Here is a 13,876-nt window from a genome sequence, read left to right as displayed (position 1 = left end):
GATCAGGCCGCCTTTGACGAGGCCTTGCCGAAGTGCGGGTCCAACTCGCCCGAGGCGTAGCGTTTGGCCATCTGGGCGGTCGACAGCGGCTTGATCTTTGAGGCCTGCCCCTCACAGCCGAACTGCTGGTAGCGCTCGATGCACAGCTTGCGCATGGCTTCCTTGGCGGGCTTCAGATAGGCGCGCGGGTCGAACTCGCCCGGCTTTTCGGCCAGCACCTTGCGGATGGCGCCGGTGATGGCCATCCGGTTGTCGGTGTCGATGTTGATCTTGCGCACGCCGTGCTTGATGCCGCGCTGGATTTCCTCGACCGGCACGCCCCAAGTCTGGGGCATCTTGCCGCCGTACTGGTTGATGATGTCCTGCAGATCCTGCGGCACGGAGGACGAGCCGTGCATGACCAGATGGGTGTCCGGCAGACGGCGGTGGATTTCCTCAATGACGTTCATGGCCAGCACCTCGCCATCCGGCTGGCGGGTGAACTTGTAGGCGCCGTGGCTGGTGCCCATGGCGATGGCGAGGGCGTCGACCTTGGTCTCGCGGACGAAGTCCACCGCCTGATCGGGATCAGTCAGCAGGGCGGAGTGATCCAGCTTGCCCTCGAAGCCGTGGCCGTCCTCGGCCTCGCCCATGCCCGTCTCCAGGCTGCCCAGCACGCCCAGCTCCCCCTCGACCGACACGCCGCAGCTGTGGGCCATTTCGGTGACGCGGCGGGTGACATCGACATTGTACTCGTAGCTGGCGGGGGTCTTGGCGTCCTCTTCCAGCGAGCCGTCCATCATGACCGAGGTAAAACCGTACTGGATGGCGGTGGCGCAGGTGGCCGGCCCATTGCCGTGGTCCTGGTGCATGCAGACCGGGATGTGCGGATAAAGCTCGGCCAGGCCGTCGATCAGCTTGGCCAGGATGATGTCATTGGCATAGCTGCGCGCGCCGCGGCTGGCCTGGATGATGACGGGGGCGTTCACCGCCTCGGCCGCCTCCATGATCGCCAGACCCTGTTCCATATTGTTGATGTTGTAGGCCGGCAGGCCGTAGCCTTCCTCTGCCGCGTGATCGAGCAGTTGTCGCAGCGTGATGCGCGCCATGGGGTAGTCTCCTGAGCCTTTTATCTTTTGCCCCGCTTTAGCGCCGGACGGGCTCGAAGTCACGCCGTGTTACAAAGGAATCAGGCGCGGCGTCAGGACGGATCCCGGGGCCCCTCGCCCCGGGCCACGGCGGCGAAGACTTCGGCCATCTGGTCCGTGTAGCGCCAGGTGCGGCCGGTCTCCGGGTCGCGGCCCACGATGTCGGCGACCCGCCAGCCCGCATCGGTCCTGACCATCTCGAAGCGGGTCTCGCGTGGCTCATTGGTGTTGAGGAAACGGACCTGAACCTCGGCTCCCCAGGGCGTGGCGCGCGTACTGTAGCGGGCGTCAGTCACATAGATGTAGGGGCTGCCCACTGACGGCTCCATGCCGACGCCGATGTTGTCGGTCACGGCGTCCAGCCGCAAAGAGGCCTCGGCCAGCTCTGGAGTCATCCAGGCCAGACGGGCTTCGCGTGAGCCCCCAGTCCCCTCCCAGTCCGGAGCGTCAAACAGGCTGCGGATGAAGTCTTCGGGCGCACCGTGAGGCGACACCGGCGCGCCGGCCACGGACCGCTGAGGCCAGAAATCGGCGACAGGGGCACAGCCCACGAGGGCGAAGCAGAGGGCGCCGGCAATCAGGGGCCTTGTGGGGTGCGTCATTCGAAATCCCTCGCATCGGCTTCGGCCTGATCCAGAAGTCCCGTGGCCGTCCATTGGCTTTCGCCCCGCGAGCGGATCTGGCGGACACGCCAGCCCGCATCCGTCTCCACCAGTTCGAAGGTGAGATCGACGGGGGTCTCGAAATTGGTGAAGCGGACCCGTACCTCCACGCCGTAATCCGTCTCGCGCGAGGCATAGTCGAAGTTGGCGAGGTTGAAGTCCTGACCGTCGATCAGGGGATCGAACCCGACGACTGCGCCCGCGCCGCCGTAGTCGCTGGCCGCCTCGTTGACCTGATCAATGCGGCGGGACAGGTCGGGCGTCAGCCAGGCCGACCGCTCGGTCCGCGATCCGAACAGGCTCAGCTCATCGTCGTAGACGCGGCGGATGATGGCTTCGGCGGCCGCGATACGCTCGGCCCGCTCCCGCGCCTCAGCCTCCTGTCTGGCCTGTTCGGCTGCGGCGGCCTCCTGCTGCAGGCGCGCCTCCTGGGCTGCCCGCGCGGCAGAGACCTCTTCCTCAGTCGGTGCTTCGGGTCGGACAGGCTGTTGCGGTGTGGCGCCGGGGCGGTGGTCGCGCCCGAACAGGCTGGCGGTCGCCGATGCCATCGATTGGGTCATCGGCGCCAGGGGGCCGCGCGTCAGCAGCAGTTCGCTTCCCAGGGCGAAGGCGACGAAGGCGGCGAGTACCAGACTGAGCACACTCTTGATGCCGGCCATCAGCCAGCCGCTGCGGGCCGCCCAGAGATTAATCCCCGCCACCAGCGCGATGCCGGCGAAGATCGCGATCAGACCCGGTTCGAGATCGCCATTACCTCCGTCGCGAAGGGCCTCGCTGAGGGCGATGAACAGGGTGGCGAGCCCCAGAAGGCCGAGCGCCCACAGTGCCAGGGCCGTCCGGTTTCGCTGCCGGGAGGCGATCGATGGCCCGGGCGAAGCAGGGATTGCCTCGGGCGGCACCGGACGCGTTCGACCTGCGGCCCGGTCCATCTCCTGCTGAATCCGCCAGGCGGCGAGGCCCGCGAAGCCGCGGGCCCGCTGGCCGTCGGGCCTGAGGTTGGCGAAGAAGTCGTCCCAGCCGTCGCTGGGCGCATCGACCAGACCGCTCCGCGTCAGCAGGGTCTCGATCCCGTCGTAGGTGGCATCGCCGAGGCTGACCTCATGTCCGGTGCCGTGGCTGGCGCTCTCCGCAGAGGCGGCCAGTGCCGAAACCAGACCTTCGCTGACACGGCTGGGGACAGCGAAGACCAACGACTGGCCGTCGATCATCTCGATCCGGATGAAGGCGGCCTTGATGTCCTGGGTCGATCGGGTGCCGAAAGCGGCGTCCAGCGCCCACGACGCGAGGCCATGGACAACCGCCCGCCCAAACGCACCCTTGCGGAGTTGCTCCGGCGTCAGGGCATCGACCGATACCGAGCGGATGTTGCCATAGGGGATGGCGAAATCCATGACGCGGGCCAGCCCGTCGGGCTTGTAGGCATTGATGAACTGGCCGATGACGAGCGCCCGGAAGGCATCGAGATGCTCGGTGTTGTGGAAGTGCCGCATCAGCAGGAACCGGTCCTGCCCCACCGCCATCAGATACTTGCCCTCCAGCTTGCCGGCGGCGGCTGGTCCATTCAGCAGCTGGCCGACGGGGATGGTGCGTCCCGTGAAGCCGGGCAGGCGCGCCTCAACCTGTTGGCGCAGTCCCCGCCGCGTGTTCCAGCGAAACACCCATCCGGAGGCCCAGACGACCAGCGCCACCCCTGCGACCAGCAGGAAGACGCCGCGGATCGACTGCCGATCGTCCTCGCTGACCACCAGGTCCATGGCGCCCAGCACGATGAACATCAGCAGGAAGAAGGCGACCATGGCCCCGGCCGCCAGTCCGGCAGCGGCCAAGCATCCCTGGCCCTTCGCCACCGGCCGAACCTGAACAGCTGGCCCGGTGATGAAGACGTCGGTGTTGTCGGTCGTCTCGTCGCTCATGCCCCTACTCCCTGACCCTTATGGTCAAGGTAGCGTCAAGGCCGGTCCCGGAACAAGGAATTGCGGGCCTGCGTCGGGTTTCGTCAGCCTCGCAGGGCCTCGACGCCGGGCAGGGGCTTGCCTTCCATCCACTCGAGGAAGGCGCCGCCGGCGGTGGAGACGAAGGTCATCTGATCGACCACGCCAGCATGGTTGAGCGCCGAGACGGTGTCACCGCCACCGGCCACCGCCGTGATCGCGCCGCTGGTCGCCAGCTGGCCCGCCGCCTGCGCGGCCTTGACGGTTGCGGCGTCGAAGGGCGGCACCTCGAACACGCCCAGCGGGCCATTCCAGATCAGGGTGCGCGACAGGGCCATGGCCTTGACCAGGCGCTCGACCGTCAGCGGCCCGGCATCCAGGATCTTCTCGTCCTCACCGATCTCTTCACGGGCCAGAACCGTGCGGGTTTCGACTTCCGGCTTCACATCGGTGGCCACCACGACGTCCTGCGGCAGCAGCAGCTCGCAGCCCTTGGCCTCGGCCTCGGCCATGATCTCACGGGCGGTTTCGGCCATGTCGCGCTCGGCCAGCGAGCCACCGATGTCGATGCCCTGGGCATAGAGGAAGGTGTTGGCCATGCCGCCGCCGATGGCCAGCCGGTCCAGCTTGCCGACCAGATTCTTCAGCAGATCCAGCTTGGTCGAGACTTTGGCCCCTCCGACGATGCCCAGCACCGGCTTGACCGGATTGCCCAGCGCCGCATCCAGCGCTTCAAGCTCGCGCTTCATCGCCTCGCCGGCATAGGCGGGCAGCAGGCGCGCCAGCCCCTCGGTCGAGGCATGCGCCCGGTGCGCGGCGGAAAAGGCGTCGTTGACGTAAAGGTCACCCAGCGCGGCCAGTTGAGCGGCAAAGGCGGGATCGTTCTTCTCCTCGCCCGCGTGGAAGCGGACGTTCTCCAGCAGGATCACCCCGCCCGGGCCCACGTCTGCAACGACGGCCTTTGCCTCTTGGCCCACGCAGTCATCGGCGAAGCGCACCGGCGCGCCCAGCAGGCGCTCCAGATCATCGACGACGGGCTGAAGGCTCATCTCCGGCACCCGCTGGCCCTTGGGCCGGTCGAAGTGGGCCAACAGCGCGACCTTCGCTCCTGCATCGCACAAACGCTGGATGGTCGGCAAGGCGGCGCGCAGCCGCGTGTCGTCGGTGACCTTGCCCCCCTCCATCGGCACGTTGAAGTCCACGCGCACGAGGGCCGTTTTGCCGGCGAGGTCAGTGGCGTCGTCGAGGGTGCGGAAGGTCATGGGGTCTCCGGCGGCTCATGCCGCTGATAAATCAGATAGGTGAGCGCCTCTGGCATCGTCCGATCAGCATTCACGATCAACTTCTCTTCGAGCTGCTCGTCCCCGAAATCAGCGATAATCAAAGTGCCGGCGATCTGGATCAGATCGACTTCCTCGGCGGCTGGCGCTTTCTCAAAGACGGCCTGACAAATGATCAGTTCCCCATCTTTCGCAACCGAGAAAGATCTCAGATTGGGTGTAACGGCACCGAGTAGAGCGTGCTGGGCGGACAGCCGCAGGAGAATGCCCGCCCCCCACTCCATCAGATCAGCTTGCTCATCGCCAGCGCGGTGTCGCTCATGCGGGTCGCGAAGCCCCACTCGTTATCGTACCAGCTGAGCACGCGCACCAGCTTGCCCTCGATGACCTGGGTCTGGGGCAGGGCGGCGGTCGAAGAGGCGGCGATGTGGTTCAGGTCCATGGACACGACCGGGTCGGTGGTGGTGGCGAGAACGCCCTTCATCGGGCCGTCGGCGGCGGCCTTCAGCGCGGCATTGACCTCATCGACCGAGGTGTCGCGACCGGGGACGATCTTGAGGTCGACGACCGAGACGTTCGGGGTCGGCACGCGGATCGACGAGCCGTCCAGCTTGCCCTTCAGCTCCGGCAGGACCAGGCCGACGGCCTTGGCGGCGCCGGTCGAGGTCGGGATCATGGAAAGGCCGGCGGCGCGGGCGCGGTAAAGGTCCTTGTGCATCGTATCCAGCGTCGGCTGGTCGCCCGTGTAGGCGTGGATGGTGGTCATGTAGCCGCGCTCGATGCCGACCAGGTCGTGCAGCACCTTGGCGATGGGGGCCAGGCAGTTGGTCGTGCAGCTGGCGTTCGAGACCACGACGTCGTCGGCGGTCAGGGTGTCGTGGTTGACGCCATAGACGATGGTCTTGTCGGCATTGTCGGCGGGGGCCGAGACCAGCACGCGCTTGGCGCCGGCGGTCAGGTGGGCGGAGGCCTTGTCCTTCGAGGCGAAGATGCCGGTGCACTCAAAGGCGATGTCGACGCCCAGATCCTTGTGCGGCAGGTTGGCGGGGTCGCGCTCGGCCGTAACCTTGATCCGGCCCAGACCCACGTCGATCCAGTCGTCGCCCGACTCGACCGTGCCGGGGAAACGGCCATGGACCGAGTCATAGCGCAGCAGGTGGGCGTTGGTAGCCACCGGGCCCAGGTCGTTGATCGCCACCACCTCGATGTCGCGACGGCCATGCTCGACGATCGAGCGCAGGACGAGACGGCCGATACGGCCGAAACCATTGATGGCGACGCGGACGGTCATGGGCGGGGCTCCTGAAGCGATGTTGTGGTTGGCGCTTCAATGGAACCGGGCGCGGTCCGGATCAACCCCCGACGCGTAACAAGGCGTGATGGATTGTATCGCTCAGCCGCTGCGGGGCAGGGAGAGGGTCGCCGCCAGCCCGCCCCCGGCCCGGTTGGACAGGGTCACATCGCCGCCATGCGCTCGGGCGATCTGGCGCGCCACGGCCAAGCCCAGTCCGACCCCGCCCGTGGTGCGATTGCGCGATCCCTCCAGCCGGACGAAGGGCTGGAACACCTCTTCCATGCGCTCCGGCGCAATGCCGGGGCCGGTGTCGCGAACGTGGATCGCGACCCGGTCAGGCAGTTGCTCCACCGTCACCTCGGCCAGCCCGCCGTAATGGACGGCATTGGCGATCAGATTGGTCAGGGCGCGGCGCAAGCCGGTCGGCTGGCCCATGACCCGGACATCCGGGCCGGGTGTCAGGGTCGCGTCATGTCCGGTCTCGGCAAAGCCCCGCACGCAGTCTTCGACCAGCGCCGTCAGGTCTACCGGCTCGGGCGGGGTCTGACGGGTTTCGCCGCGCACATAGGCCATGGCCTGGGCGATCAGGGCATCCATTTCCTCGACATCCGCCGCCAGCCGGTCGCGCAGGGCGTCCGGAGCCTGCTCGGCCCTAAAGCGCAGGCGAGTCAGGGGGGTCCGCAGGTCGTGGGCGATGGCCGCGACCGTCTGGGTCCGATTGGCAATATGGGCACGCAGGGAGGCCTGCATGTCGTTGAAGGCCCCGATGGCCCGGCGCAGTTCGCTGGGGCCGGATACGGCGAGGGGCTCGGCCTCAGGGTTGGCGCCCAGGCGCTGGGCGGCATCGGCAAACAGCCGGATGGGCCGCGTCAGCCGCCGCGCCATCAGCCACACGACGGGCGCGACCAGCAGCAGGCTGACCAGCAGCGCCAGCAACAGCCGGGCCTGCCAGGGCGACAGCCAGTCGCGCGGCGGCTCGACCGTCGCCCAACGCCCGTCTTCCAGCCGGAGCGAGGCGGCGAAGGGCGCAAAGGTCAGCTTGTCGGCGACGACGAAGACCTGCTGCGTGTCGCGATCGACGGTGATGGTGGCCGAGTTGGTCTCGGGCGAGCCGACCCCGGTTGGGCCGGCTGCCGGAGGCGCGGCCCGCTCGATGGTGTGCTTCTCGGTCCAGGTGACGGTCGGGGCGGTCCAGGTAAGAACAGGCGCGTCGTCCGTCGATCCGCGCGCGGTCGGTGGCCGGGTGATGACATAGCTGGCGGAGGCCTCTTCGCCGATGTGAGAGTCCGGTGGGGCGTTCGGCTGGAGCACCCTCACTCGTACGTCGCCGGGCTCGACCTCGAGGACGCGGGCGAGGGCAAGCGACAACGCCATCGCCATCGGATCCCCGGCCGAACTCTCGGCGGCGACAGGCTGGTCGGTGATGTGTCGGGTGAGCGGCCGTTCATCCGCCGTCCGGGCGGCCTCTCCCTTCAGCGCCGCCGAGGCGGCCGCCAGATCAAAGCCCGAGGGGCGGGGCTCGGGCATCAGCAGGATGGCAGCGGCGGTCACAGCCTGCGACAGTCCGATGGACAGGGCGACCAAGAGGGCGACCTGAACCAGAATGGAGGGAGAGGTCAGCCGCTTCACGCCGGCCGCTCCGTCCGCCGCTCGACCGTGGCGTCGAACATATACCCCTCGCCCCGCAGGGTGCGGATCGGGTCGCCCCCGTCGGCATCGGCAAGTTTCTTGCGCAGGCGGCTGATCTGCACATCCATGGCCCGGTCGAAGACCTCGGTGTCCGCCCCCCGCGCCCTCTCCAGCAGCTGGTCGCGGCTCAGCACCCGCCGCGGGGCGTCGGCAAAGGCCTTGAGCAGGGCGAACTCTCCGGCGGACAGGAGGGTGACGGTGCCGTCCGGGCGCGTCAGCTCGCGCCGCAACAGGTTCAGGGTGCGCCCCTCGAACACCAGCACGGGCTCGGACGGCGGGGCACCGGGGCACTCCGATCCGGCCCGGCGGCGCAGGACTGCCCGGATGCGCGCCAGCAGTTCTCGCGGATTGCACGGCTTGGGCAGATAGTCATCCGCGCCCAGCTCCAGCCCGACGATGCGATCGGTCTCCTCGCCCATGGCGCTCAGCATGACGACCGGCGGCCCACCGCGCGCGATCAGGCGGCGACAGGCCGACAGTCCGTCCTCGCCCGGCATCATCAGGTCCAGGACGACCAGATCGGGCGGCGCGTCCTCCAGTTGCCGGTCCATCTCGGTCGTCGAGGCGGCGCCATGGGTCTCGAAGCCATGCTGACCCAGATACTCGACCAGAACCTCGCGCAGGCCCGGATCGTCGTCGACCACCAGGATGCGGGGCGCTGCATTGCCGGAAGAAGGGGCGGGGGCGGGGATCATCCGCCCATTGTGACGCGGACGGGTGGCCTCGTCATTTCACGCGTGAAACAATTCGGGCTGCGTCTGAAACACGGGTGCAAGGCCGGCGTGGTCCAAGGGGCGCGTCATCCACTCGAGGACTTTCCGATGCTGATTTCCCTGTCGCTCGCCCTTGCCTTGACCCACCCGGGTGCCCAGGACCCTGCGCGTCCGCCCGCGCCGCCGGTGGTCCGCACCGAAAGCCGGGTCGTCTTCATGGCCGCAGACCCGGAGGGCGAGAACGGTCTGGACCGGGATGGAGACGGGTTCGTTTCCCGCGCCGAGTTCGCCCGGCCGATGGATGACGCCTTTGCTCGCATGGATGCCGACGGCGACGGCCGTCTGTCGACCGAAGAACTGCAGCATCGCGCCGGGGGGCCGGGCATGGACCACGATGTGCGCATCATCACCGGCGGCCCGGCCATGACATGGACATCTGCCGCCGAAGGCTCTGGTCCCCATCGGATCGAGGTGCGCCGCGTGGGTGGTGATAATGTGGAAGTCGAGGCCCACAGCTTTGTCATCGTCGGCGAGGACGGCGAGATCACCTCTGATGGCGAAGGTCCGATGCAGGTCTTCATCCGCCGCGGCGAGGGTCCGACCATGGCCGGGGGAGCGCATTTCGAATGGATCGGCCAGGGCGAGGGGGCCGACATGGATGCCGACGGCGACGGCCGTGTCACCGAGGCCGAGTTCCTGGCGCCCCTGCGCCAGATCTTCCGGCAGATGGACGCCGACGGCTCGGGCGTTCTGGAAGAGGGCGAACGCGGGGGCAATGGCGCTCACATCATCACCCGCACCGTCGAGGTGAGCGACGGGAACTAGCGCCTCTGTGGGTCAGGCCCGGACGGGTCTGACCCGGCCCGCTGCCTCACGGGCGCGTTCGCGAGCCTGATCGGTGTCGGCGCCGCGCGCGGTGGCGACGCCCATGCGACGGCGCTCGAAGGCCTCGGGCTTGCCGAACAGGCGCAGGTCGGCGGTCGGCACCGACAGGGCCTCGGCCACACCCTCAAAGGCGATCCCTTGCGCGTCCATGCCGCCATAGATGACGGCGCTCGCGGCGGGCTCCCGCTGGGTGACATCGACCGGCAGGCCCAGGATGGCCCGGGCATGGAGGGCGAACTCGCTCATCACCTGGCTGGCCAGGGTCACCAGGCCCGTATCGTGGGGCCGGGGCGAGACTTCCGAGAACCAGACCTGATCGCCCTTCACGAACAACTCGACCCCGAAAACTCCAAGGCCGCCCAGCGCTGCGGTCACCTTGCCCGCGATGTCCTGTGCCGAGGCCAGGGCGGCCTCGCTCATGGCCTGCGGCTGCCAGCTCTCGACATAGTCGCCCTTGACCTGACGGTGGCCGATCGGCGCGCAAAAGTCGGTGACGACCTTCCCGTCCTTCATCGACCGGACAGTCAGCAGGGTGATTTCATAGTCAAAGTTGATCCGCCCCTCGACGATCACCCGGGCCGTATCGACCCGCCCGCCCGATTGGGCATAGGCCCAGGCATTGGCGGCATCCTCGATGGCGTCGATCATCGACTGACCCTTGCCCGAGGACGACATGACCGGCTTGATGAACACCGGCAGGCCGATGGTGTGGGCGGCCTCGGCCAGTTCGGCGGCTGATCCGGCAAAGGCATAGGGGCTGGTCGGCAAACCCAGCTCTTCGGCGGCCAGCCGGCGGATGCCCTCGCGGTTCATGGTCAGCTGCGTTGCGCGCGCGGTCGGGATGACGGTCGCCAGCCCGGCCGCCTCGATCTGGGCCAGAACGTCCGTGGCGATGGCCTCGATCTCCGGCACGATGATATGCGGCGCCTCGGCCAGGATGACGCCGTTCAGCACCTGCGCATCGGTCATCGGAATGACGTGGCTGCGGTGTGCGACCTGCATGGCCGGAGCGTTCGGATAGCGATCGACCGCGATCACCTCGACGCCCAGACGCTGCAACTCAATGGCCACTTCCTTGCCCAGCTCACCGGCGCCGAGAAGCATGACCCGGACTGCAGAGTCGGAGAGGGGCGTGCCGAGCTTCATTGTAATCCTCCCTTGTCGCATCGCGACGGGGGAGGGGGACCGCGAAGCGGTGGAGGGGGCAAGCCCCAGGCACCGCACGTGAGGTCGCCCCCTCCACCACGCTACGCGTGGTCCCCCTCCCCCGCGATGCAGGGGAGGATCAAATTACAGCCGCGCCTTCACCTCGGCGACCACGGCCTCGGCGGTGATGCCGAACTTGTCGTAGAGCACTTCGGCCGGGGCGCTGGCGCCGAAGCTCGACATGCCGACGAAGCCGCCGTCCTCGCCGATAAAGCGGTCCCAGCCCTGGCGGATGCCGGCCTCGATGGCGACGCGGGCCGTGCCCTTGCCGATCACCTTGGTCTGATAGGCCTTGGTCTGTTGGTTGAAGCGCTCGAACGAGGGCACCGAGACCACGCGGGTCGGGACCCCGTCGGCCTCGAGCTGTTCGGCGGCCTTGAGCGCCAGGGCGACCTCGGTGCCGGTGGCGAACAGGGTGGCCTTGGCCTTGGCCGAGGCGGCGCGCAGTTCATAGGCGCCCTTGGCCGACAGGTTCTCGGTTGCAGCCTCGGTCCGCACGGCCGGGGTCTTCTGGCGCGACAGGGCGAGCGCCGAGGGGCCGTCGGCCTTCTCCAGCGCCAGACGCCAGCACTCCATCGCCTCGACCGTATCGGCGGGGCGGAAGACCTGCAGGTTCGGAATGGCCCGAAGCGCCGCCAGATGCTCGACCGGCTGGTGGGTCGGACCGTCCTCTCCCAGACCGATCGAGTCATGGGTCAGGACGTGGATCACCCGGATACCCATGAGGGCAGCCAGCCGGATCGACGGGCGGCTGTAGTCCGAGAACACCATGAAGGTGCCGCCATAGGGGATGACGCCGCCGTGCAGCGCCATGCCGTTCATGGCCGCGGCCATGCCGTGCTCACGGATGCCCCAGTTGATGTAGCGCCCGGCATAGTCGGGGGCGTCAAAGGTCTCGGTCCCCGCGACCAGGGTGTTGTTGGAACCGGTCAGGTCGGCCGAGCCGCCGATCAGTTCGGGAATGGGCTCGAACAGGGCGGCGAGCGCCGCGCCCGAGGACTGGCGCGTGGCCTGGGCTGGCTTGGACTCGATGGTTTTGGCAATGGCGGCGTCCAGGTCGTCAAAGGCATCGTCGGGCAGGCCACCGGCCATGGCGCGCACGAAGTCGTCGTAGAACTCGGAGTCCTCCAGCCGCTCTTCCCAGGCCTGACGGGCTTCGGCGCCCCGGCGGCCGACCTTGCGCCAGGCCTGCAAGACGGTCTCGGGGATTTCGAACGGCGCGTGCGGCCAGTCCAGTGCCTTGCGGGTCGCAGCGATCTCGGTGTCCCCCAGGGCGGCGCCGTGGGTCTTGTGGCTGCCTTCCATGGTGGCGGCGCCGCGCCCGATCTTGGTCTTGCAGGCGATCAGGGTTGGCTTGTCCTGACGGGTCGCCCACTTCAAAGCCGACTTGATGGCAGCCGTGTCATGCCCGTCGATAGCCTTCACCGCCCAGCCGACGGCCTTGAAGCGGGCCTTCTGGTCGGTGGCATCCGACAGGCTGACGGCGCCGTCGATGGTGATCGAGTTGTCGTCCCACAGCACGGTCAGCTTGTTCAGGCGATAGCGGCCGGCCAGCGCAATGGCCTCCTGCGAAATCCCCTCCATCAGACAGCCGTCGCCGGCGATCACCCAGGTGCGGTGGTCGACCAGATCCTCGCCGAAATGCGCGGCCAGATGGCGCTCGGCCATGGCAAAGCCGACCGCATTGGCCAGGCCCTGCCCCAGCGGGCCGGTGGTGGTCTCCACCCCTGGCATATGGCCGTACTCAGGGTGACCGGCGGTCTTCGATCCCCACTGGCGGAAGTTGGACAGCTCCTCGCGGGTGGCCGCCTCATAGCCGGTCAGGTGTAGCAGGGCATAGATCAGCATCGAGCCGTGGCCGGCCGACAGGATGAACCGGTCGCGGTCGGCCCAGTCGGGGCGGCTCGCATCGAACTTCAGATATTTCGAGAACAGGACAGTCGCCACATCGGCCATGCCCATCGGCATGCCGGGGTGGCCGCTGTTGGCCTTTTGCACGGCGTCCATGGCCAGCATACGGATGGCATCGGCCATCTGCTTCTGGGTAGCCTTCGGCGGGGTGGAATCGGCTTTGGCCACGGGCAACCTCTCGGGACGCGGGGAAGAAAAAGGGGGGCGGGGCCGCTTTACCCCGACGCGCGGACGGGTTCTATAGGGATTCCGGAGGATGTGACACCGATGGCCGACGCCACCACGGCTGCGAAAGCCCGTATCGACAAGGCTCTCGCCCTGCTGGAACGCCGTATGCAGGATCTCAAGGCGCGCCCCGCCTCGGCCCCTCCGATCGGGGACGACGACCTGTTCGCGCCGCGGGCCGATGCCGGACGTCTGGCCGAGCTGGAGGACGCCGGCCGCGAGGCCCGGGCCGCCCTGGCGGCTTCGGCCGAGGCCATCCGGGCCATCCTTGCGGATGACGCGGGCGGGGGGGACGCCTGATGGCCACCGTGACCGTCGAGATCAATGGACGCCCCTATGCCGTCGGATGCGCCGACGGGCAGGAAGACCGCGTCAAGCAACTGGCGGCCCAGTTCGCGGGACACGTCAGCAATGTCGCCGCAGAGGTCGGCCATGTGGGGGAATTGCGCCTGTTCCTGATGGCCGGGCTGATCCTCGCCGACGAATTGCAGGAGGCCCGCTCCGGCGAGGCTCCGGCCCGTCCCGCCGAGGCGGCGCCCTCTGATGCCGGCGTGGCCGAGGCCCTGAACGCGGTGGCCGCCCGCATCGAGAAGATCGCCCAGTCGATCACCTGACCGATTTCGTCCTGATGGCGCCCCGAGTGAAGATTGAGGGCGGCCATTGTCCGGCCACACCGGCACGCCTATCTTGGACCCCGGCGGGTCATGCTGTGGCTCACGTCGAGGGCGACTAATCCTTGCGACCTTAATTCTCTCATAGGGAGCTGTCCCTGTTCGGGCTCGAGGGCCTGGGCACACGGCGCCCACCTGGTAAGCCAGGTCGAGAGGATTGAAAGCTCCTCACGGTTCTTGCGGCGCCGCCAACCTTGTTCTCCGTCCTATCGCTCGCCGCGCGGTGGCTCACTGCTTGAGGGCGAGGCTGATCCCCGTCATCCTCGGACTTGATCCGAGGAT

The 13,876-nt window shown here is 68.1% G+C and carries 13 protein-coding genes and 1 other RNA gene; 4 read left to right on the top strand and 10 right to left on the bottom strand.

The annotated features are described in order from the left end of the window. Positions 1 to 2: 2 nt before the first annotated feature. The 8 genes from fba to LC068_RS06445 all read right to left on the bottom strand — a co-directional run bounded on the left by fba (position 3) and on the right by LC068_RS06445 (position 8,678). On the bottom strand, positions 3 to 1,088 hold the full coding sequence (fba, locus tag LC068_RS06480; RefSeq protein WP_226635599.1) for a class II fructose-bisphosphate aldolase: 1,086 nt from the start codon (positions 1,086 to 1,088) through the stop codon (positions 3 to 5). 92 nt (positions 1,089 to 1,180) lie between these two features. Next, positions 1,181 to 1,729, bottom strand: a complete 549-nt coding sequence (locus LC068_RS06475) for a hypothetical protein (protein ID WP_226635598.1) — start codon at positions 1,727 to 1,729, stop codon at positions 1,181 to 1,183. Beyond that, positions 1,726 to 3,702, bottom strand: coding sequence for a hypothetical protein (locus tag LC068_RS06470; RefSeq protein ID WP_226635596.1), 1,977 nt, complete (start codon positions 3,700 to 3,702; stop codon positions 1,726 to 1,728). The genes LC068_RS06475 and LC068_RS06470 overlap by 4 nt, the downstream gene beginning before the upstream one ends. 83 nt (positions 3,703 to 3,785) lie before the next feature. Continuing rightward, on the bottom strand, positions 3,786 to 4,982 hold the full coding sequence (locus LC068_RS06465) for a phosphoglycerate kinase (protein WP_226635594.1): 1,197 nt from the start codon (positions 4,980 to 4,982) through the stop codon (positions 3,786 to 3,788). After that, positions 4,979 to 5,284: a hypothetical protein gene (locus LC068_RS06460; RefSeq protein WP_226635592.1), complete on the bottom strand. Its 306-nt coding sequence runs from the start codon at positions 5,282 to 5,284 to the stop codon at positions 4,979 to 4,981. Before LC068_RS06460 ends, LC068_RS06465 begins: the two co-directional genes overlap by 4 nt. After that, positions 5,284 to 6,291, bottom strand: coding sequence for a type I glyceraldehyde-3-phosphate dehydrogenase (gene gap / locus LC068_RS06455; RefSeq protein ID WP_226635590.1), 1,008 nt, complete (start codon positions 6,289 to 6,291; stop codon positions 5,284 to 5,286). The genes LC068_RS06460 and gap overlap by 1 nt, the downstream gene beginning before the upstream one ends. A gap of 102 nt (positions 6,292 to 6,393) precedes the next feature. Beyond that, positions 6,394 to 7,923 (bottom strand): ATP-binding protein, encoded by a 1,530-nt coding sequence (locus LC068_RS06450; RefSeq protein WP_226635588.1) that lies wholly within the window; start codon positions 7,921 to 7,923, stop codon positions 6,394 to 6,396. Continuing rightward, entirely contained in the window at positions 7,920 to 8,678 is a 759-nt protein-coding gene (locus LC068_RS06445; protein WP_226635586.1) for a response regulator, read from the bottom strand. The genes LC068_RS06450 and LC068_RS06445 overlap by 4 nt, the downstream gene beginning before the upstream one ends. Before the next feature lie 126 nt (positions 8,679 to 8,804). Here LC068_RS06445 and LC068_RS06440 point away from each other — a divergent pair, with 126 nt between their 5' ends. Further along, entirely contained in the window at positions 8,805 to 9,521 is a 717-nt protein-coding gene (locus LC068_RS06440) for an EF-hand domain-containing protein (protein ID WP_226635585.1), read from the top strand. A gap of 12 nt (positions 9,522 to 9,533) precedes the next feature. On the opposite strand, the gene purT is transcribed toward LC068_RS06440, so the two are convergent. Further along, positions 9,534 to 10,727 carry a formate-dependent phosphoribosylglycinamide formyltransferase gene (gene purT / locus LC068_RS06435; RefSeq protein ID WP_226635582.1) on the bottom strand — a complete coding sequence of 398 codons (1,194 nt, stop codon included), beginning with the start codon at positions 10,725 to 10,727 and terminating at the stop codon, positions 9,534 to 9,536. 144 nt (positions 10,728 to 10,871) lie between these two features. Next, a complete protein-coding gene (tkt, locus tag LC068_RS06430; protein WP_226637035.1) occupies positions 10,872 to 12,821 on the bottom strand; it encodes a transketolase in 1,950 nt (649 codons plus the stop codon). 144 nt (positions 12,822 to 12,965) lie between these two features. Here tkt and LC068_RS06425 point away from each other — a divergent pair, with 144 nt between their 5' ends. The 3 genes from LC068_RS06425 (at position 12,966) to ssrS (ending at position 13,784) form a co-directional block, all read left to right on the top strand. Next, positions 12,966 to 13,223: a hypothetical protein gene (locus LC068_RS06425; RefSeq protein ID WP_226635580.1), complete on the top strand. Its 258-nt coding sequence runs from the start codon at positions 12,966 to 12,968 to the stop codon at positions 13,221 to 13,223. After that, positions 13,223 to 13,537 (top strand): cell division protein ZapA, encoded by a 315-nt coding sequence (locus LC068_RS06420; protein WP_226635578.1) that lies wholly within the window; start codon positions 13,223 to 13,225, stop codon positions 13,535 to 13,537. The genes LC068_RS06425 and LC068_RS06420 overlap by 1 nt, the downstream gene beginning before the upstream one ends. Before the next feature lie 87 nt (positions 13,538 to 13,624). Further along, positions 13,625 to 13,784: non-coding RNA, 6S RNA (gene ssrS / locus LC068_RS06415), on the top strand. Positions 13,785 to 13,876 lie beyond the last annotated feature (92 nt).

Origin of the sequence: Brevundimonas poindexterae (assembly GCF_020524625.1) — a bacterium.
Classification (GTDB): domain Bacteria; phylum Pseudomonadota; class Alphaproteobacteria; order Caulobacterales; family Caulobacteraceae; genus Brevundimonas; species Brevundimonas poindexterae_A.
Note: the sequence above shows the minus strand (reverse complement) of the source record. Positions and strands in the feature narration are given on the sequence as shown.

Excerpts from the sequence above, each read along its gene's own strand:
- LC068_RS06420 (WP_226635578.1), top strand. The coding sequence starts at position 13,223 with ATGGCCACCGTGACCGTCGAGATCAATGGACGCCCCTATGCCGTCGGA.
- LC068_RS06460 (WP_226635592.1), bottom strand. The coding sequence starts at position 5,284 with ATGGAGTGGGGGGCGGGCATTCTCCTGCGGCTGTCCGCCCAGCACGCT.
- LC068_RS06475 (WP_226635598.1), bottom strand. The coding sequence starts at position 1,729 with ATGACGCACCCCACAAGGCCCCTGATTGCCGGCGCCCTCTGCTTCGCC.
- LC068_RS06425 (WP_226635580.1), top strand. The coding sequence starts at position 12,966 with ATGGCCGACGCCACCACGGCTGCGAAAGCCCGTATCGACAAGGCTCTC.
- gap (WP_226635590.1), bottom strand. The coding sequence starts at position 6,291 with ATGACCGTCCGCGTCGCCATCAATGGTTTCGGCCGTATCGGCCGTCTC.
- LC068_RS06465 (WP_226635594.1), bottom strand. The coding sequence starts at position 4,982 with ATGACCTTCCGCACCCTCGACGACGCCACTGACCTCGCCGGCAAAACG.
- purT (WP_226635582.1), bottom strand. The coding sequence starts at position 10,727 with ATGAAGCTCGGCACGCCCCTCTCCGACTCTGCAGTCCGGGTCATGCTT.
- LC068_RS06440 (WP_226635585.1), top strand. The coding sequence starts at position 8,805 with ATGCTGATTTCCCTGTCGCTCGCCCTTGCCTTGACCCACCCGGGTGCC.
- fba (WP_226635599.1), bottom strand. The coding sequence starts at position 1,088 with ATGGCGCGCATCACGCTGCGACAACTGCTCGATCACGCGGCAGAGGAA.
- tkt (WP_226637035.1), bottom strand. The coding sequence starts at position 12,821 with ATGGCCGATGCCATCCGTATGCTGGCCATGGACGCCGTGCAAAAGGCC.
- LC068_RS06445 (WP_226635586.1), bottom strand. The coding sequence starts at position 8,678 with ATGATCCCCGCCCCCGCCCCTTCTTCCGGCAATGCAGCGCCCCGCATC.
- LC068_RS06470 (WP_226635596.1), bottom strand. The coding sequence starts at position 3,702 with ATGAGCGACGAGACGACCGACAACACCGACGTCTTCATCACCGGGCCA.